This window comes from Geobacter sp. FeAm09 (genome assembly GCF_008330225.1).
In the GTDB taxonomy this organism is placed as follows: domain Bacteria; phylum Desulfobacterota; class Desulfuromonadia; order Geobacterales; family Pseudopelobacteraceae; genus Oryzomonas.
Genome location: NZ_CP042466.1, coordinates 3,069,325 through 3,086,842, shown reverse-complemented (window position 1 = coordinate 3,086,842; position 17,518 = coordinate 3,069,325). Strand labels below are relative to the sequence as shown.

Sequence of the window (17,518 nt, the reverse complement as noted above, 5' to 3'; positions counted from 1 at the left end):
TCGTTACGGGTATGATGGGGTGGGGACCTATTGAAAGCCGAGCTTGGAGGAGATCTCCTGTGCCGCCTTTGTCACCAGGGGGATGAGTTCCTTGTCCATCCGCTCGTCCGTGAAACGCATGGAAGGGCCGGAGATGCTGACCGCGCCGATGATCCGGCGGGTATAGTCGCGAATCGGCGCGCTGACGCACTTGACGCCCACATCCAGTTCCTCGTTGTCGATGGCGTAGCCCTGATCGGCGATGGTCTTCAGCTGCTTCTTGAGAAGGTCGCGGTCGGTGACGGTATTCTTCGTGTAGCGCTTGATCTCTTTGGGAGGGAGATAGTTCTCCAACTCCTCGTCGCTCATGTAGGCGATCTGGACCTTGCCCGCCGCGGTGCAGTAAGCCGGCAGCCTCGAACCGACCCGCGGGACGACGCGGACGGTCATGTCGGTCTCCACGGCATCCAGGTAAATGATGTTGAAGTCCTTGAGGATCGCCACGTAGGTGGTTTCGTTGCACTCCTTGACCAGGGCTTCCAGGACCGGTTTCGACTGGCGGAGAAGGCCCATTTGGCGGATGAAGGTCTGGCCGAGTTCAAGGGTCTTGAGGCCGAGGCGGTAGTTCTCGGTCACCCGGTTCTGCTCGATGTAACCCCGCGCCTCCAGTGTGGCAAGAAGCCTGAATACGTTGTTTTTGTGCAGCTTCAGGCGCTTGCTGAGCTCGGTGACCCCCAGTTCGTCCGTTTCGCCGTGGAATTGCTCCAGCAGGTCCAAGGCGTGGGAAACGGCCTGAATGAGATACTCCGATTTTTCTTTCTTTGCCATGGTCGGTACCCTGTTTCGTTAGATGTATAATGAAAAAAAGAGGGAAACAAGATTGCGAAATTTAATGAAAAATCCTAACCATCCCGAAAAATGCCGAAAAAACGATGGAACGACATAAATGTAGAATAATGTTTTATAATTGTCAAGTCCTAAAAATTGCATTATATTCTTAGGGAGGGGATTGCACGGTTCCCCTGATAAAGAGGTATGAATAAAACATGCGGGGTGCGGCATGCTGAACCTGAGAAAAAAGATACTCGTCGCCATCGACGGTTCGCCGCAGTCGGATAAGGCGGCCGAAGAGGCGGTCAGGCTTGCCGCCGGCAACAAAAGCCAGTTCAAGAGCCAGATCTATGCCATGCTGGTGTTGCCCAATTCCCCGACTTCGACCTATACCGATTTCGTGCCGTCGGCCCCGGTCACCGAGACGGAGCAGTGGGATGACCTGCGCCGCCGCATATTCTACGTCATCGAGAAAAGCGCTTCCGAGCACGATATCCCCCTGGAGATGATCGTCGAATACGGCGAGCCGGCCGAAAAGCTGATCGAATTCGCCAAACGCGAACACATCGACGTCATTGCCATCGGCAGTTCCGGCAAGGGGTTCATCCAGCGCCGTCTCAAGGGAAGCGTTTCCCACCGGGTGGCCAGCAGCGCCCCCTGTTCCGTGTATATCGTCAGGGGATGATCTCCCCGGCCGCCAAATCTCTTTCAGAAAGGTTGTGTATGCCGTTGTTGCGTTTCGTCTGCTGTCTGCTCATCGCCGTTTCCACCTGGTTTGCCGCCGGTTCCGCTTGTGCCGCCGAAGAGTTCCGCGTTCCGATCCTGCTCTATCACCGCTTCGGCCCCACGGTTGCCGACGGCATGACCGTCACGACCCCGGTATTCGAGTCCCATATGAAGTACCTGCACGACAACGGCTATACGGTTATCCCGCTCCGCCGCCTCGTGGACCATTACCGCGGCAAGGCCCCGGCCCCGAAGCCGAAATCGGTGGTCATCGTCGCCGATGATGCCCACAAATCCGTGTACAGCGACATGCTGCCGGTTATCCGCAGGTATGGCTATCCGGTCACGGTCTTTACCTACCCCTCCGCCATTTCCAACGCAAAGTACGCCATGACCTGGGAACAGCTGCGTGAGCTCAGGAAAACGGGGCTCTTCGATATCCAGTCCCATACCTACTGGCACCCGAACTTCAAGAAGGAGCGGAAGAAGCTCAGCGGCGAGGCCTATGACAAGTTCGTCACGACCCAGCTTCTGAAATCCAAGACCAAGCTCGAATCGGAGCTTGGTACGAAGGTCGATCTGCTCGCCTGGCCCTTCGGCATCTACGATGATTATCTGATCAAAAAGGCCGTTGCGGCGGGCTACGTGGCCAGCTTCACCATCGAGCGCCGCCATGCCACGCCCCGCGATCCAATCATGAAACTCCCCCGCTACCTGCTGATCAATTCCGACAGCGGCAAGGCGTTCATCCAGCTTCTGGAGGGGAATGCCGTCAAGCGGAACGTCGTCTACTAGGCTGCCATGACCCGGGAAAACGAAAAGAAGCACCCTTGCCCCGATTGCACCTACTGCCAATGGTGCTCCGACGACCGCTGCCGGCTGTGCCGCACCAGGGGGGCCTGCTGCCGCCGCAAGTTGTCGCTGGCCGAGCAGATCGCACGGTATGAGGCGCTCAACAGGGCTGCCGGCGAGCCCGGGCCGGACGACGAGGAGTGATGTCTCCCGCGGCGCCCTCCGGTGGCGCCGCTCGTCCTCTGCGGACGTCATCATGTCTGGACGGGAGGCGCCGGGACCTTTATAATCAACGCCGGTATGAGCGACGACACGAACGGCCTTCCGGACAGGCCGCGCAAAAGGAGCCGTATGCAGCAGCCAACACCCACTCTGGTCGCGGAGATCATCGACAACCTGCGGCGCGTATTTCAGGTCGTCAACGAACAATCCAAGAGGGTTGAACGGGAAACCGGCCTGACCGGGCCGCAACTGTGGGCAATCAAGGTGATTGCCGAACACGCGCCGATCAAGATATCGGAACTGGCCCGCAGGATGTACCTGCATCCCGCAACCATCGTCGGGATCGTTGACCGGCTGGAAAAACGGAGGCTCGTGGAGCGTGAGCGGTGCAGCAAGGACCGGCGGGTGGTGCATGTGGGGCTGACGGACGCGGGCCGGCAGGTCGTGGCGACCTCGCCGGAGGTTGCCCAGGGGCTCCTCGTCAGGGGGCTGGAAATCCTGCCTGATACGGAGTTGCGCACGATCGCGGGTGGCTTCGAGCGCATGGTCAAGATCCTGGGCGCCCAGGAAATCCCCCCCCATCTGATCCTGTCCTCCGAGGTCAACCTGCCGCGAAAACAGCCGGTGGCCGGACCGAAATAGCGATTACTTCGAAAGGGGTCGCCGGCGTGGCGATGTGAAGGCGGCCGTACAGGGCAGACGATGGAGAACACGCGCATAAGCGAACGGATCGAAGCCCCGCTGGACATCAAGGTCACCTGGCCCGCGGCGCAGCAGGTCAAGCGGGCCGTCACCAAGGATTTCAGCGACAGCGGGGCGTTTGTGCTCGTGGCGTTCGAGCCCTACCCGCCGGTGGATACCGAGATGCACCTGCAGCTCGACGGGCTGGTGCTGGGCAAGGAGCCGCCGGTGCTCAAGGCGCGAGTGGTGCGGGTCACGGACGAGGGGGTGGCGTTCCGGTTTGTGCGGGATGAGGCGGAGTGACCCGAAAAAGGCCTGTGAAACAGGGGGAGAGGGTACGCGCAGCTGCGCGGCAGATACATAAAAACGGACGGCCCGGTGCCGTCCGTTTTTGTCGTCAAGGGGTGACTATTTTCCCGACAATTCCTTCGAACGCTGGCTGGCGCTGTCCACGGCGTCCATGACCAGGCCCCGGAAACGGCCGTTTTCCAGGGTGTGCAGGGCAGCGATGGTGGTCCCGCCGGGAGATGACACTTTTTCCCGCAGCAGTGCCGGGTGCTCGCCGGTTTCCGCCACCATGCGGGCGGCCCCGACCACGGTCTGCACCGCCAGCTTGGCCGCGATATCCCGCGGCAGCCCGTTTTTCACGCCGGCATCCGCCAGGGCCTCGATGAACGCGAAAACGTAGGCCGGACCGCTGCCGGACAGCCCCGTTACCGCGTCCATCTGTTTTTCCGGTACGGTGACGACCGTGCCGACCAGGGAGAATATCTCGCGGGCGGTCTCCAGATCCTGCTCCGTCGCCTTTCTGCCGGGGCAGATGGCCGTGGCCGCCGCCTGGATCAGGGCCGGGGTATTGGGCATCACCCGCACGACCCGCACCCCGTTGTTGAAGCTCGCCTCGATGAAGCCGGTGGCGATGCCGGCCATGATGGATATGATCAGCTTGTCCGGCGAGATGGTCTGCTCCAGCCCGGCCAGGACGCTGCCCGCCACCTGGGGTTTGACGGCCAGGAGGATGATGTCGGCACGGCGTGCGACGTCGGCGTTTTCGTCGTGGAGCGCCACGCCGTACTCGCTGGCGAGGAATTCCCTGCGGAGCGGGGCGGGCTCGGCCACCGCGATGGCGGCCGCCGGGACCCCCCCGACCAGGAGCCCCTTGATGATCGCCTCGGCCATGTTGCCGCCGCCGATGAATCCGATAGTCTTTCCGTCAAGCATGGTTCTTCTCCTTTGCGGGCATCGCCCGGGCTGCCCCTAGTTTGCCCCGCCGCTTTTGGTGATCATCATGACCCCGACGCAGACCAGCATGGTACCGGCCCAACGGAGGGGCGTCACGGTTTCGTGCAGGAAGTACTGGGAGAGGAACGCCACCAGCACGTAGTTGAGGGCCTGCATGGGGAGCGCCACCGACAGGTCCTCCCAGGAGAGCACCGCCAGCCAGAGGAAGAAAAAGATGGCCAGCATGACCGTGCCTATAATGAGCTTGGGGGTGGCCAGCGCCCTGAACGCCGCGTCCATGATGCCCCGCAGGTTCATTGCCGATATGTCGCCCATCTCCTTCATCCCCTTGGCCAGCAGGATGTCGCCCACGGTTCCGGCGCTTACCGCCATGAACATGATAATCACGGTCTTAAACATACGGTTTCCTGTCTCCCCGATAATTGGTCAATTCTATGCTCAAATCCGCCAGTTTCCGCCTGATCCGCGGGCTGGTGATGGCGGCCAGTTCGTCCTCGTGACGGTAATCCGGCATGCGGCGGGTAATCTCGCTGTCCGGCAGGATGCCGGGATGGAAGTATATTTCCGTCAGCCCTTCTTCCAGCCCGTCCAGGATGCCCAGGATGTACGCCTCGCTCATCCGGCCGGAGTTGAGGACCCCCTTGACCTCCTGCGCGTGGCGGACGCCCAGCCGTTTCAGTTCCGGCAGGGCCTGGGAGGAGAGGGCTCCGAAGATGACCCGTTCCAGGGCCTTCCCCGCGATGCGCTCGCGGTCGAAGGCCAGGTTGTGCATGAGGCGCTCCCGCGAGAGGCGGAGGCTGGTGATGCCGTAGCGGGGCATCAATTCCCGGAGAAACGCGAACACCGTGGGGTGCAGGTGGATGTTGAGGTGCCCGTCGATGTGCGTCACCGGGATGCCGGCATCCTGCACCCGCCCGATCTGGGCCTCGATCTCCCGTTGCAACTGTTTGTACAGCCCCTTGTCGAAGAAATAGCGCATGCCGGCGGCTACGGGGTTGTCCCTGAAGGTGCCGGCGGCATCCACCAGGCCGGGGATCTTCTCAGGCGGCAGCACGGCGGAGCCCTGGACCAGGGTCAGGTGCAGACCCACCTGCAGGCCGGGATTGCGGCGGGCGATCGCCACCGCTTCGTCGAACGCCGCCCCCCCCGGCATGATCGAGGCGCAGGTCAGGATGCCGTCGCGCCAGGCCTTTTCCACGGCGGCGTTGACGCCGGGGGAGAGGCCGAAGTCGTCGGAGGTGATGATGAGTCGTCTCATGCCGGTGCGATGTGCCTCAGGACGCCGTCTGTTTGCGCTTGCGCATGTAGTCGAGGTACTGTTTCCCTTCCTTGAGCAGCTTTCTGCGCTCCTCGCCGTTGACGATCATCTTGCCGATGCTGCGCAGGATGTATTTGGGGCGGAAGTAGAACTTGTTGTAAAAATCCTCCACCGCCTTGAAGATCTCGGCGTTGGAGAGATGCGGGTAGTTGATGACGCACATCTGGTGCCCGGTGTCGTCGATGTAGGCGTCCGAGGCGATCCACCCCTCCCGCTTGCACTGCTCGAAGAACTCGGTGCCGGGGTAGGGGGAGGCCAGGGATACCTGGATCGACTCCAGGTCCAGCATCTTGGCGTAGGCGATGGTTTCCTGGATGGTCTCCTTCGTCTCGCCCGGCAACCCCATGATGAAGGCGCCATGGATGGTGATCCCCAGCTTCTTGCAATCCTTGACGAACTGGATGGCCTGTTCCTTGGTGACCCCCTTCTTGATGTTCTTGAGGATTTGGGCGTTGCCGCTCTCGAAGCCGACGATGACGTGGTGCAGGCCGGCGTCGCGCATGACCTTGAGGGTCTCGAAGTCGCAGTTGGCGCGGGCGTTGATCACCCATGAGACGCCCAGGGGCTTGATCAGTTCGGCCACCGCGCGGGCGTGTTTCTTGTCCGCCGAAAAGGTGTCGTCGTCAAAGGAGATGTCCCGCACCTCGGGGAGGTTTTCCTTGATCCACTTGACCTCTTCGTAGACGCTCTGGGGGGAGCGGGTCCGCATCTTCTGGCCGGAATAGGTCTGGGGCCAGAGGCAGAAGGTGCACTTGGCCGGGCAGCCCCGGCTGGTGTAGATCGCCACGTAGGGGCTCTTGAAATGGGGGATGATGTAGTCCTTGATCGGCAGGTCGCGTTTGTAGATCGGCGCCACGAACGGCAGCGCGTCCAGGTCGGTGAGAATCGGCCGGTCCGGGGTGTGGACCGCCTGCCCGTTGCGCAGGAAGCTGATCCCCTCCACACGCTCCCACTCACGCCCCTCGCACAACTCCTTGACGGCGTAATCGAACTCGCCGCGGCAGACGATGTCGATGATGCCTGCGCCGGCCTTGAGGGATTCCTCCGGCTGGATGGTGACGTGCGGACCGGTCAGGACCGTGACGGTCCCCGGCTTCTGGGCCTTGATGCGGCGTGCGGTCTCGATGTCGATCTTCAGGGTCGGCGTGGAGGTGTACATCACCACCAGATCGTAATCCTTGGCGATAGCCAGGCACTCCTCGATGGAGAGACGCTGCACCGGCGCGTCCACGACGCGGCTCCCCTCGATCATCCCGGCCGGATAGCAGAGCCAGGTGGGATACCAGAATGAGGTCACCTCGCGGGATGCCTGGTAGCGGGCGCCGGCGCCGCCGTCAAAGTCCTCGAAGGTGGGAGGATTTAAAAAGAGTGGTTTCATTTCAACTCCTTACAGCTATTGTAAAATAATAAACTTACAGATATTCGCCGATTAAGTCAAGGCATACCATTGTCCCGGGGGCAAAACGGAAGGGGGGCGGCCGCTTGCGACCACCCCCCTTCCGGAAACCGCGCGGTTGTTGCCCGGCTATTTTTTCGGCTGTTTGGCGACGAGGCGATCCTTGACCTTTTCGTAGACCTGGGGGGGCAGGATGTTGCGCGACTTGAGCTGGGTCTTGTTGGCGTAGGGGCGACCGGCGATGATCTTGGCGGCATAGGCGTCCCCGATGCCGGGGATGGCCTTCAGTTCCGCTTCCCCGGCGCTGTTGATGTCCACCGGGGCCGTTTTGGCGGCGGTCGCACCCTTGGCGCCGTCGGTCTTGGTCTTTGCCGCCTCCGCGGCAGGCTTGGCCGGGACTTTGGTGTCGGCGGCACCTGAGAGGCCGACGGCCAATAACAGGGAAACGATGGTCATGGCTGCTTTGAACAGGGTCTTCTTCATGGGATACCTCCAGAGAGTAGTCACCTTGACTCCTTCTAACAGTTCCGGCCCGGCCTGTCAATCGGTCTCGCCGGCCAGGAACGCCCGGATCAGGTTGGCGGTCTTTCGGGGCCGCTCCTCGTGGGGGTTGTGGCCGCAGTCGGCGATGGTGGTGAGCCGGGAGCCGGTTATTTCCCGGTGCAGTTTGTTTCCCTGCCACGGCTTGACGATCCGGTCGTGTTCCCCCCACAGGATCAGGACCGGAATGGTGAGGTCGGCATAGCGGCGGGTCATCTGCTCCGCATCCTCCGGTATCATCTGCCGCACCGTTGCCGCCAGGGCGCGGGCCGCGGCCAGACCGCCGTACCCTGCGGCGTAACGTTCCACGAGCCGCTCCGTAATCCGCTCGAGCCGGTAAAAGACCGATTCGAGACCTTTGCGGGCGATCCGCCGGGGGGACAGGAGCGCCATGAACAGCGGGCCGAGAAACGGAATGCGCAGGATGCGCATGAAACGGGGGAACCCCTGGGGGAAGCCGGGAGAATCCATCAGGACCAGGCGGGTGATCTGCGGGCAGTCCAGGGCTGCCGACATCCCCACTAGCCCGCCGAAGGAGTGCCCCGCCACGCACACCTCGTTCAAACCGCGGGAACGGATATAGGCGCCGACGATCCGGGCGTTGTGCAGGGTCGAATAGTCGCCCCGGCAGCGTTTCACCGAGCCGCCGTGCCCCTTCAGGTCCAGCAGGTGGAGGGTGTACTCGTCGGCCGGAAAGAACGGCGCGAGGTCGTCCCAGGTGTGGAGCGAAGCGGCGAAGCCGTGCAGGAACAGGATGTGGCGGCCGCCGCTTCCGGTCACGCGATAATGGATACGGTCGCCGGAGAAGGGATGGAAGTATCCCTCCCCGTCCCTTAGTGCCTGGTCAGCCATGTTCCTAGGTTGGCCGCCAGCTTCCGGTTGTTGTCATCCATGAAGCGGTTCTGGAAGATGGCGTCGTCCCCGAAGACGGTGAATTCGCCTTGCCCCCGGGTCCCCATGACGACGACCGCGAAGGCGCCCACGGCGTCCCCCTTGGACAGGGCCTTGTCGCCGTTCAGGTCAATCCAGGCCTCGGGAGAGGTGCGGGCGATGGCGATGGCTGACGCGCCGGGCCTGATGGCCCAGACGCCATAGGCGGAAAAACTCTTGATGCCGGAAAAGAGCGGGTTGGTGGACAGGTCGGTGACGCGGAAGTTGAGGTCGCTGTCGATGACGTTGTTGCGCTCGTGCAGCACGGAACTGGAAAAGTCGATTCCCAGCCGGGACAGGAGGCTGTCCAGGGGAGGGGCGATGTGCAGCATGACGGCCAGCCTCCCCCCATTGTGCACAAAGCGGTCGACCGCCTCAACCTCCTCAGGCCGGAGCGGCTTGAAAGCGCTGGATATGACCAGCCCGGCCGCGCCCTTGAGCGCCCCGTCGGTCAGGGGCGCTGTGACCGTGGTGATGGTGATCCCGGAGGCCCGCAGGGTGTCGGCCAGCTTTGAAAACTGGAGTTCGCCCGGGTCGCCGATCGTAAAACGCTGGCCGTGACCCTGGTCGAAGATGACCTTCGGCGCGCCTTCTGCGGCAAACGATGGCAAAACCGCCAGGATCATTGCGAATATGAGACAACATGCGATGGTAGCTTTATTCATGCGCGGGAATTCCTCCTCTGAAACAAGACTTTTCGAGTCTTTTATAGGCCCGGGCCAACAATTTTGCAAGATTTTCTTTTCCTCATTCGGCCGGGTATGGTAAGTGACATAGGAACACATCGCTCGATCGGACAATGGATCATATGAAAAGGAGATTATGAATGAACACCAAGAAACCGGAGATCACCTTCAAGTATATCTTCAACTACGGGTACAACCCGACCTACGTCAACGGCGCCCAGGGCGGCTTCTCGCCCCGCGGTGAAATGGTGATACATTTCTATCTGGAGCGCCAGCCCCTGCCCGGGTCCATCACCCACGAGATCACCCCCGAGGGCGCCATCGGCCGGGAAATCGCCGTTGAACCCGAGGGGCTGAGCAACAGCATGGTGCGTTTCATCGATACCGGCGTGGCGATGAGCTATGAAAACGCCCGCGTCTTTCACGCCTGGCTGGGCGACAAGCTGCGGGAGATGGAGGAGTTGCACAAGCTGCGCACCACGTTTGAGAACACTCCCGCCGGCGGCCAGGCCTGACGGCAGGTGCAGGATGAAAGTGAGGACGGGCAATGAATAAACCGGGGAGTACCGTGTTCCTGGTCATGATGCTGGCGCTCTGGGCGGGAGTGGCGGTGCCGCCGCGCCCGGCAGCGGCATTTCCGATGCCGGAGCGGCTGGAGTTCGAGATATCCTACACCGGCATCCCTGCCGGCCGGGCGGTGCAGGAGGTGACCCTCGAAGGCACTGAGGTGCACATCGTCTCCACCGCCAAATCCGCCGACTGGCTGAAGGTCTTTTTCCCGGTGGAAGACCGGATTGAATCGGTGCTGATCTCGGGTGCGCCCCCCCTCTACATCGGGGTGCCCCGGCTGTACCGCGAGCGCATCCGCGAGGGGTGGACCCGTTTCCAGAAGGATGCGGTCTTCGACCGCCAGAAGCTCGAGGTCCATACCAAGGACCTGCTGAAGAACAGCGAAACCACCAAGAGCATCACCAAGAGGACCTACGACACCCTGTCCAGCTTTTTCTATTTTCGTTCCATCCCCCTCCAGGTGGGCACGTCCTACTATATCGACATCTTCGATTGCAAAAAGCTCTGGAATACGGAAGTTCAGGTCCTGCGCCGGGAGGTGATCGAGACTCCCCTCGGGAAGTTCCGGACGGTGGTGATCAAGCCGCTGCTCAAATCGGAGGGGATCTTTGCCCGCACCGGCGACATGTACATCTGGTTGACCGACGATGACCGCCGCATTCCGGTATTGATGAAATCCAAGGTCAAGATCGGCAGCATCAGCGCCACCCTGGTGGGGGGGAACTACTGGCCAAAGAAGAAGTAGTCCGAAAATAGGTCGAAATCATTTGTCGTAACGATAATGTGCGAATTTTTCATAAGGAGTCAGGAATCATGGGTATATTCGGTGGTACAAACAAGCGCGAGCTGGAGGCAAAGGACGCGGAGGTCTCCAAGCTGGAGCAGATGCTGGACAATGTGGACAACATCGTCATGCTCTGCGATACGACGACCGACAACAAAATCTTCTACATGAACAGGCGGGCCAAGGATATGCTCGCCCGGCACCGCAGCGAACTCAACGCCGGGCTGAACGGGGCCGACGCAGGCAATGCCTTCGGCAATTCCATCCACCAGTACCACAAGGACCCGTCCCGCATCCGCCGCATATTCGGCAATCCCCGGACGGATCTGCCCCACACCGCCGAGATTCCCATCGGCGGCGTTACCCTGCGGACCACGGCCTACCCCGTCTGGGACAGCCTGGACTCCTCCAGGGTCTTGTGCTACATGGCCTGCTGGAGCGACATTACGGCCGAAAAGGCGGTGGTGGAGCACCAGCAGCGGGAGATCGAGCGCAAGAACTACCTGGAAACCAGGGTCGTGCAGATCGCCACGGCCATGGAAGAGATGAGCATGACCGTCAACGAGGTGGCCCGCAACACCACCAATGCCTCGGATTCGGCCGCCAATGTCGCCGCAAACGCCTATGACGGGCAGAAGATCGTCAACCAGGCCGTCAGGGAGATGCAGAAGGTGGCCGAGATCGTCCGCAGTTCGGCCGTCATCGTCGGCGACCTGGGGGCAAAATCGGAAAAGATCAGCGAGTTTGTCACGGTGATCAATGAAATAGCCGAACAGACCAACCTGCTGGCCCTCAACGCGGCCATCGAGGCGGCCCGCGCCGGGGAGCAGGGGCGGGGATTCGCCGTGGTCGCCGACGAGGTCCGCCGCCTGGCGGATCGCACCATGGCCTCCACCAAGAAGATCGGCGCCATGGTCGCGGAGATCCAGGCCGGGGCCGCCGAAGCGGTGGAGTCTATCGAAAAGGGGAAGAACGAGGCAGAGGGAAGCGAGCGTCTCTCCAAGCATGTGGAGGAATCCCTGAACGGGATCGTCATTTCCATCGACCAGATCAAGGACGTGATCTCGCAGATCGCCACGGCGTCCGAGGAACAGGCTGCCACTGCGACGGTCATTGCCGGCAATCTGGAGGAAATTTCCCACGGGGGGTGATGTCCTCCCCGGCATGCCGTTTCGTTCGTCGATGAACTCCCCGGGCACTCCCGGGGAGTTTTTTTCTGCCTGGGCGTAAAGAGGGGATGCGCCTGTGGCGCGGGAGCAACGGGCCCTTGGCGGCAATGGGCAGAACCGTCGAAGATAATGCTTGCATTTTTATTCTGTTACTAATATCGTAACAATATGTCGAACAACACGCAATTCTCCATAGCGGTGCATATCATGACCGGCCTTGGCTACGAGGATGGGGCGGACCTGACCTCCAGCAGCCTGGCGAGGAGCGTCAACACGTGCCCCAGTTTTGTGCGGCGGGTTCTTGCCAAGCTGTCCAGGGCGGGGCTGGTCCATACGACCACCGGCAAGGCGGGGGCGTGTACGCTGGCCAAGAGGGCGGGCGAGATATCGCTGTTCGATATTTATGAGGCGGTGGATGCGCCGAAGGCCTTTTCAATCCATGGCTATGACGTGCAAAAGCCGTGTCCCGTGAGTTGCAACATCAAAACCGCCCTGGAAAGGGTGTTAAAGAAAACGCAGCTCTCGGTTGAGGAGAGCCTGAAGAGCATCACCCTGGAAGAGGTCATTGCCGACGTTAAAAAATAGTATTGGGGAGAGGATTCAGCGTGTGGGAGTCGCCACGACGCACCTTTCCCCGCCGCGGTGGCCAGCCGCAGTGGCCACCGGCGGAAGCAGGCCGGGAATCGAGCTTGCGGGCTCGATTCCAAATCCTAGAGAAAGGAGGAACCGCCATGTTTACCGAACGTTTCAGGATTCGTCCCGTATCGCATTGTAAAGAAGGTTGCATACGTTAGCCTGCCGCTCTCCGCGGCAGGCGTCCTCCGCTCCCCCTGCCGTTCCGCGGCAGGGGGATTTTTCGTGTGACGGCGGGCGCAGCGCCTCGGCGAAAATGATGGTCACCCTCGCGCCCCGCAGCAAGACGATCCTCCCGGGCCGCGCGGGCAACGGCTACTTGACGATCTGTCTGCCCAGTTCCCTGGCCGCATTCTCCACGGTCCCCAGGTTGATGACGTCCTCATACCCCGCCTTTTTCAGTACATCGAAAGCAAGCGCGGTTCTACGGCCGGTGCGGCAGTACAGGTAGATTCTGCTCTTTTTATCCCCTGCCACCGCCCCGATGCCTGCCCCGATCCGCTCATGGGGGATCAGCACCGCCCCCTTCACATGTCCCGTATTCCATTCCGCCTCGGTCCTGACGTCGATGACCACGGGCTCCTTGCCGGCGCCAAAGGCCACTGCGACGTACATCGTCAGAGCGAGCGCCAGGGGCAGAAGTACCCTTTCCCGTATCCTCATTGTGCTCACCACCTCCCTCGGTCGGGCACGTGCCGTGCCCTTGAGATAACTGTAGCCATAACTGCCGGAAAACTCAATACGTTTTCGGGCGGCGGCAAACGGATGGCTCCAACCTGAGGACAAGTGGAGTATACTATATATGCATGAGCGAATGTCCGTAAGGAGCTCGGCCATGAACATCGAAATAAGAAAAGCGCGGGCAAGGATTCTGAAGCGGATCGTGAACTCCCTGACCGTCGAGATAAAAGAGCTCAGAGCGCGTGGGGAAACCGACACCGAAGAGTTGGATCTTGCGCGGAACGCGATCGCGAAATTCTGCGACAGATTGTGGCCCCTGTCCCTGGATGACGTCAAGATCAGGCACGCCCACTACGGCGTCAGGGGACGCCACCATCACAACCACCCCGCGAGCGTGCGGCATGATGCGGGGTGGAGGGCGAACGGCACTGACGGAACACGGTGACCGGCGGCCGGGAGAAAGGGCGGTGCCGAAGATGCGGCATCTGGAACAGCGCACGAGGGTGGGGCTGATCGTGGTGCTGACCGGTAACGGCAAGGGGAAGACCACGTCTGCCCTGGGCATGGCCCTGCGGGCGGTTGGTCACCGACAGCGGGTCTGCATCATCCAGTTCATGAAAGGTGATCTCTACACGGGCGAGATCGACGGCCTGAAGTGGCTCCACCCGCTGGTGGAGTTTCATCAGACCGGCAAGGGGTTCTGCGGCATCCAGGGCAACCCCTATCCCTACCACGAGCACCGGGCCAATGCCCAGTGCGCCATTGAACTGGCCCGGGAACGCTGCCAAAGCGGCCATTTTGACCTCGTCATCCTGGACGAGATCAATAATGCGCTGAAGCTCGGGTTGGTGGACCTGCCCCAGGTAGTGGAGCTGCTCGACAGCAAGCCGCCGGAGCAGCATCTGGTGCTGACGGGGCGGGACGCGCACCCGGAGGTGTGCCGACGGGCTCACACCGTAACCGAGATGCGGGAGATCAAGCATGCCTATCGGGATGGGATTGAGCCGCAGTCGGGGATAGACTGCTGAAGGCATTGTGGCGCAAAGGGACGGCGAAAGTTCATGAATATGTGCTCATGGACTTTCGCCGTTTTGCGGAGTGCCCGTTACCTGTCGGCCTCGGACTCCGGCCTAGGGAACGAGCGCAATATCCCGGGGAGTGCTGCCGACGGATACAGCCGTGGTTTCCGTAGCGGTGGCGGTGTCGATGACGGAAACCGTGCTGCTGGCGCTATTGGTCACATAGGCCTGGCCGGTGGCGGCGTTCAGCGCCACCACCCCCTACACGCCAAATCAGTTGGCCGCAGCCGGCTTCACATTCTTTACCACCGTGCCCTTCACCTTGAAGATATACCCGTTGAGCAGATAGGCCCAGAACCACCGTTCTTCGATGACCGGGTTGATCAGCCTGTCCCCGCCCTTGCTCTGCACCGCCTCGTCGTAGGCTTTCTGGAAGCGGTCGTTCTGGTTGATGGGGATGAAGTTGAACAGCATGATCCCCACCGAACTCCCTTCCCCTTCTCCCACGACGGTGTAGTCCTTCCCTTCAAGCTGGTTCGGGGGCGCCCCCATATTGACCGGCACGGAAACGCAGCCCGCAAGAAGAGCGGATGTGAGCAGCAGTGATGCAATGATTCGTTTCATAAGGCCTCCTTAAGTGGTGTGCAGGCATTGGTGTCCCGGGCCGGACAATACGGCGGCAGCCCGGTGCCCGAAAGTCCCTGCGATCTACAACTGAGGCAGGCCGCTGGCGTCGATCTCGGCCACGAGCTGGTCGAACATCCAGTCGATCTGGCTGTAGTTGTTGTACATGGCATGGGTGGAGATCCTGAAGCCGATCCTGTTGTCGGCGGTATCGTCCTTGCTGTTGTGCCAGGTGGTGCTGCGGAGGTAGATCTTGGGCGTCTGGGCCGCCAGGTTGGCGAGGATGGTGCTCATGGCGCTGCTCATGGCCGAGAACTGGGCGCTGTCGTTTTTCCCCCGGAACGGGTTGAAGCTGGTGAGGAAGGAGGCGAAGGCCGGATCGGCGTTGCGTTGCACCCAGAGGGCGCCGGGACCCCATTTGTTTTCGATCTTCCGCTTCAGGTAGGTGCCGAGGGCGACCCCCCGGTCATGGATGTTCCGGAGGCCGACGGCATCGAAGAAGGAGAAGGAGTCGGTCATGGCAAACAGGGCGGGGGTGTTGCTCTCGCCGCGCAGTTGCACGGCGATGCTCGGCGGCGTGGCCAGGGCCGGGGTAAACCTCCACTCCCTGGTGTTGTAGCTGAGGCTCGGAGCCGTGAACTGATCGCCGTAGAGGAAGAAGTTCCCCATGGCGAAGGGGGGCAGGTTGCTGCCCGAGGTGCGGATATAGAAGATGCCGGTCCCCGGCCCGCCGCAGAGCCACTTGTGGCCGGCTCCCGCGATGAAGTCCGCCCCGTAGTCGTGGCAGTCGACCGGGATCATGCCCCAGGCGTGGGCGGAATCGACGATGGAGAAGGCGCCGTGGTTCCGGGCGGCCCCGCAGATCTGCTTTACCGGCATGCGGACGCCGTTTTTGTAGAAGATCTCGGAAAACACCACATACTGCTTGGCCCCCAGGGGCAAAGGCCGGGCCAGTTCGGTCTCGAACCAGGAAACCACCTCGGGTACGGTGATCGAGGCGTCGAAGTTGGACGGGATATCGATGACGGCCACCTCGACGCCGTGGTAATCCCGGGCCCAGGCGATGGGGCCGATGATGGCGTTATGTTCCATGGAGGTGGTGATGATCCGGTCCCCCGGTTGCCAGGGGGTACCCGCAAAGATCAGGTTGCAGGCGTCGGTGGTGTTGTAGCTCAGGACGATTTCATCCGGGTTGGCGCCGTAGGCGGCGGCAACGGCTGCCTGGCGCGGCCCGATGCCCGATACCCCCAGGATCGAGTTCTCGGTGGCGAACAGGTCGGGAAAGTCGGCATTCAGGTTTGCCTGCCAGTCGCGCGGGTCGGCGCTCTTGTAGGTGTTGTACACGGCCAGGTTGTGCTGGGAGAAGAGCGCTTGGGAACCGGTGGTGCCGGTATTCATGTGGATGTAGTCGTCGGGGAGGGGAAAGGCTTTCTTGACCTGTTTCCAGAATTTTTCCGTGCCTGGAACGGCATTGATGGCCGGGGGCGGCAGCAGGGTGCCGGGCAGGCCGCTGGTCAGGCTGCAGGCCGGTGAAGCGGCATGGGCGGCGGGTTCACGCAGGCCGATACAACCGGCGGCAATGGCTGCCGAGACAGCCCCTTTCAGAAAGTCACGTCGTCCGAATCCTCCTGTTTTTTCATCGTGCATGGCATCTCCCCTCCGTTTTGTTGTGAGTATCCCACTCTGGAATCAGGGCCGGCCTTCGCCGTTCATGTGCAGCATTCAAAACAGGGAACATCCAAGGGGACGTTCCTTTCTCTCTTCCCATCCGATCACCTTGTCGCTGCTTTTTCTCTCCTTTCCCCCAAGGGATTCCCGTGTCTTCTATTCCCTGAACGCATCCGCGAAATCGATGACGCACATGCTGCCGAAAATCTGATGGGGACCGCAGGCGACCCCGGCGGTCCTGAAAACCGTGCTGAACGTGTTCGTGCGGTGCCCCCGGTCCGGCACCCCGTCGTCGATGATCAATTGCATGACCATGTCCCGGGCCGCTGTGGGGCCATAGCCGATATTCTCGGCGATCTGCCGGTCCCATATCCCGTGCCGGTCGATCCGCTGCCGCATGCCGTAGCTTCCCAGGCCGGCGTGGCCCGTGGCGTCGGAGCGTCCCTGCTCCTCGGCAAGTTCGGCCGCTGCCGCTACCAGCCCATCCGACCAGGTAAGGGGCGGCAGGGGGGGCTGGCGCACGAGGTACCTGATGGCCTCGTCCACGGCCCTGACCCCTTCGTAGGCCTGAATGCGGGTGTCGCTGCCCGACAGCAGGTAATATTCTCCTTTGAACCGGTTGCGGAACTCCCGCAGAAAGCCGGCATAGGTGTGCGGTGCGATGCGGGCCAGGTTGATCTCCTCCAGCACCTGCACGGCCAGGCTGCGATCCGTGGCCGCGGCAGGGGCGGACAGCGTCAGCAGCAGGCAGATGATAGAACAAAAAAGTCTCATGTCTCGTAACCGTGAGTGGGTATCGTTGTCGTTTGTGTCCAGATCATACTTCATTAAAGCAAAATGAATCAAAAAACAATAGGTTATATCGTTACGGGTTTTGTATCATTTTGTCCTGGTTGTTAGAAAAATGCCGTTATTGTAATGAGATACGCCTGTGTGCACCATGTTAATTTAATTAACACGAACGGCAAAAGTTGCAGTTTGCTTAAAAATATCGGTAATACCAGATTGTTGTGTGCCTTGATGTGTC

The 17,518-nt window shown here is 61.2% G+C and carries 24 protein-coding genes; 11 read left to right on the top strand and 13 right to left on the bottom strand.

Going from position 1 to position 17,518, the window contains the following annotated elements; translation table 11 throughout:
• Positions 1-27 precede the first annotated feature (27 nt).
• Positions 28-807 (bottom strand): IclR family transcriptional regulator, encoded by a 780-nt coding sequence (locus FO488_RS14510; protein WP_149211214.1) that lies wholly within the window; start codon positions 805-807, stop codon positions 28-30.
• 232 nt (positions 808-1,039) lie between these two features.
• Between FO488_RS14510 and FO488_RS14505 the strand changes: the two genes are divergently transcribed.
• The 5 genes from FO488_RS14505 to FO488_RS14485 all read left to right on the top strand — a co-directional run bounded on the left by FO488_RS14505 (position 1,040) and on the right by FO488_RS14485 (position 3,534).
• On the top strand, positions 1,040-1,495 hold the full coding sequence (locus tag FO488_RS14505) for a universal stress protein (RefSeq protein ID WP_149211213.1): 456 nt from the start codon (positions 1,040-1,042) through the stop codon (positions 1,493-1,495).
• Positions 1,496-1,533: 38 nt separating this feature from the next.
• Positions 1,534-2,331 carry a polysaccharide deacetylase family protein gene (locus FO488_RS14500; RefSeq protein WP_149211212.1) on the top strand — a complete coding sequence of 266 codons (798 nt, stop codon included), beginning with the start codon at positions 1,534-1,536 and terminating at the stop codon, positions 2,329-2,331.
• A gap of 6 nt (positions 2,332-2,337) precedes the next feature.
• Positions 2,338-2,532 carry a hypothetical protein gene (locus tag FO488_RS14495; protein WP_149211211.1) on the top strand — a complete coding sequence of 65 codons (195 nt, stop codon included), beginning with the start codon at positions 2,338-2,340 and terminating at the stop codon, positions 2,530-2,532.
• Between the two features lie 147 nt (positions 2,533-2,679).
• The gene (locus FO488_RS14490; protein ID WP_149211210.1) at positions 2,680-3,192 is read left to right on the top strand and encodes a MarR family winged helix-turn-helix transcriptional regulator; all 513 of its coding nucleotides are present in this window, start codon (positions 2,680-2,682) and stop codon (positions 3,190-3,192) included.
• A 60-nt stretch (positions 3,193-3,252) separates the two neighbouring features.
• Positions 3,253-3,534 carry a PilZ domain-containing protein gene (locus FO488_RS14485; protein ID WP_149211209.1) on the top strand — a complete coding sequence of 94 codons (282 nt, stop codon included), beginning with the start codon at positions 3,253-3,255 and terminating at the stop codon, positions 3,532-3,534.
• Between the two features lie 105 nt (positions 3,535-3,639).
• Here FO488_RS14485 and proC read toward each other — a convergent pair whose 3' ends face one another.
• The 7 genes from proC to FO488_RS14450 form a co-directional block, all read right to left on the bottom strand.
• On the bottom strand, positions 3,640-4,452 hold the full coding sequence (gene proC / locus FO488_RS14480) for a pyrroline-5-carboxylate reductase (protein WP_149211208.1): 813 nt from the start codon (positions 4,450-4,452) through the stop codon (positions 3,640-3,642).
• A 36-nt stretch (positions 4,453-4,488) separates the two neighbouring features.
• Entirely contained in the window at positions 4,489-4,872 is a 384-nt protein-coding gene (locus FO488_RS14475) for an EamA family transporter (RefSeq protein WP_149211207.1), read from the bottom strand.
• Positions 4,865-5,731, bottom strand: coding sequence for a hopanoid biosynthesis-associated protein HpnK (gene hpnK, locus FO488_RS14470; protein ID WP_149211206.1), 867 nt, complete (start codon positions 5,729-5,731; stop codon positions 4,865-4,867). Before hpnK ends, FO488_RS14475 begins: the two co-directional genes overlap by 8 nt.
• A gap of 16 nt (positions 5,732-5,747) precedes the next feature.
• Complete coding sequence (gene hpnJ / locus FO488_RS14465; RefSeq protein ID WP_149211205.1) at positions 5,748-7,169, bottom strand: hopanoid biosynthesis associated radical SAM protein HpnJ; 1,422 nt, start codon at positions 7,167-7,169, stop codon at positions 5,748-5,750.
• A gap of 147 nt (positions 7,170-7,316) precedes the next feature.
• On the bottom strand, positions 7,317-7,670 hold the full coding sequence (locus tag FO488_RS14460) for a helix-hairpin-helix domain-containing protein (RefSeq protein ID WP_205743283.1): 354 nt from the start codon (positions 7,668-7,670) through the stop codon (positions 7,317-7,319).
• Between the two features lie 57 nt (positions 7,671-7,727).
• A complete protein-coding gene (locus FO488_RS14455) occupies positions 7,728-8,579 on the bottom strand; it encodes an alpha/beta fold hydrolase (RefSeq protein WP_149211204.1) in 852 nt (283 codons plus the stop codon).
• The gene (locus tag FO488_RS14450; RefSeq protein ID WP_149211203.1) at positions 8,561-9,322 is read right to left on the bottom strand and encodes a DUF4350 domain-containing protein; all 762 of its coding nucleotides are present in this window, start codon (positions 9,320-9,322) and stop codon (positions 8,561-8,563) included. The genes FO488_RS14455 and FO488_RS14450 overlap by 19 nt, the downstream gene beginning before the upstream one ends.
• Positions 9,323-9,483: 161 nt before the next feature.
• Between FO488_RS14450 and FO488_RS14445 the strand changes: the two genes are divergently transcribed.
• The 4 genes from FO488_RS14445 (at position 9,484) to FO488_RS14430 (ending at position 12,451) form a co-directional block, all read left to right on the top strand.
• The gene (locus FO488_RS14445) at positions 9,484-9,858 is read left to right on the top strand and encodes a hypothetical protein (protein ID WP_149211202.1); all 375 of its coding nucleotides are present in this window, start codon (positions 9,484-9,486) and stop codon (positions 9,856-9,858) included.
• A gap of 32 nt (positions 9,859-9,890) precedes the next feature.
• Positions 9,891-10,658: a DUF3108 domain-containing protein gene (locus tag FO488_RS14440; protein ID WP_240731961.1), complete on the top strand. Its 768-nt coding sequence runs from the start codon at positions 9,891-9,893 to the stop codon at positions 10,656-10,658.
• Positions 10,659-10,726: 68 nt separating this feature from the next.
• Positions 10,727-11,848: a methyl-accepting chemotaxis protein gene (locus FO488_RS14435; RefSeq protein WP_149211201.1), complete on the top strand. Its 1,122-nt coding sequence runs from the start codon at positions 10,727-10,729 to the stop codon at positions 11,846-11,848.
• Positions 11,849-12,034: 186 nt separating this feature from the next.
• Complete coding sequence (locus FO488_RS14430; protein WP_149211200.1) at positions 12,035-12,451, top strand: Rrf2 family transcriptional regulator; 417 nt, start codon at positions 12,035-12,037, stop codon at positions 12,449-12,451.
• A gap of 363 nt (positions 12,452-12,814) precedes the next feature.
• Here the strand turns inward: FO488_RS14430 and FO488_RS14425 are convergent, their stop codons facing one another.
• Complete coding sequence (locus tag FO488_RS14425) at positions 12,815-13,162, bottom strand: rhodanese-like domain-containing protein (protein ID WP_168206052.1); 348 nt, start codon at positions 13,160-13,162, stop codon at positions 12,815-12,817.
• A gap of 172 nt (positions 13,163-13,334) precedes the next feature.
• Here FO488_RS14425 and FO488_RS14420 point away from each other — a divergent pair, with 172 nt between their 5' ends.
• Together FO488_RS14420 and cobO are read left to right on the top strand one after the other, a co-directional pair.
• Entirely contained in the window at positions 13,335-13,625 is a 291-nt protein-coding gene (locus FO488_RS14420) for a hypothetical protein (RefSeq protein WP_149211198.1), read from the top strand.
• 31 nt (positions 13,626-13,656) lie between these two features.
• Positions 13,657-14,208 carry a cob(I)yrinic acid a,c-diamide adenosyltransferase gene (cobO, locus tag FO488_RS14415; protein WP_240732282.1) on the top strand — a complete coding sequence of 184 codons (552 nt, stop codon included), beginning with the start codon at positions 13,657-13,659 and terminating at the stop codon, positions 14,206-14,208.
• Positions 14,209-14,310: 102 nt separating this feature from the next.
• On the opposite strand, the gene FO488_RS14410 is transcribed toward cobO, so the two are convergent.
• From FO488_RS14410 to FO488_RS14395, 4 genes are all read right to left on the bottom strand, one after another.
• Positions 14,311-14,457 carry a hypothetical protein gene (locus FO488_RS14410; RefSeq protein ID WP_149211197.1) on the bottom strand — a complete coding sequence of 49 codons (147 nt, stop codon included), beginning with the start codon at positions 14,455-14,457 and terminating at the stop codon, positions 14,311-14,313.
• 15 nt (positions 14,458-14,472) lie between these two features.
• The gene (locus tag FO488_RS14405; RefSeq protein WP_149211196.1) at positions 14,473-14,823 is read right to left on the bottom strand and encodes a hypothetical protein; all 351 of its coding nucleotides are present in this window, start codon (positions 14,821-14,823) and stop codon (positions 14,473-14,475) included.
• A gap of 84 nt (positions 14,824-14,907) precedes the next feature.
• Complete coding sequence (locus tag FO488_RS14400) at positions 14,908-16,470, bottom strand: aminotransferase class V-fold PLP-dependent enzyme (protein ID WP_149211195.1); 1,563 nt, start codon at positions 16,468-16,470, stop codon at positions 14,908-14,910.
• 177 nt (positions 16,471-16,647) lie between these two features.
• On the bottom strand, positions 16,648-17,265 hold the full coding sequence (locus tag FO488_RS14395) for a CAP domain-containing protein (protein WP_149211194.1): 618 nt from the start codon (positions 17,263-17,265) through the stop codon (positions 16,648-16,650).
• Positions 17,266-17,518: the final 253 nt, after the last annotated feature.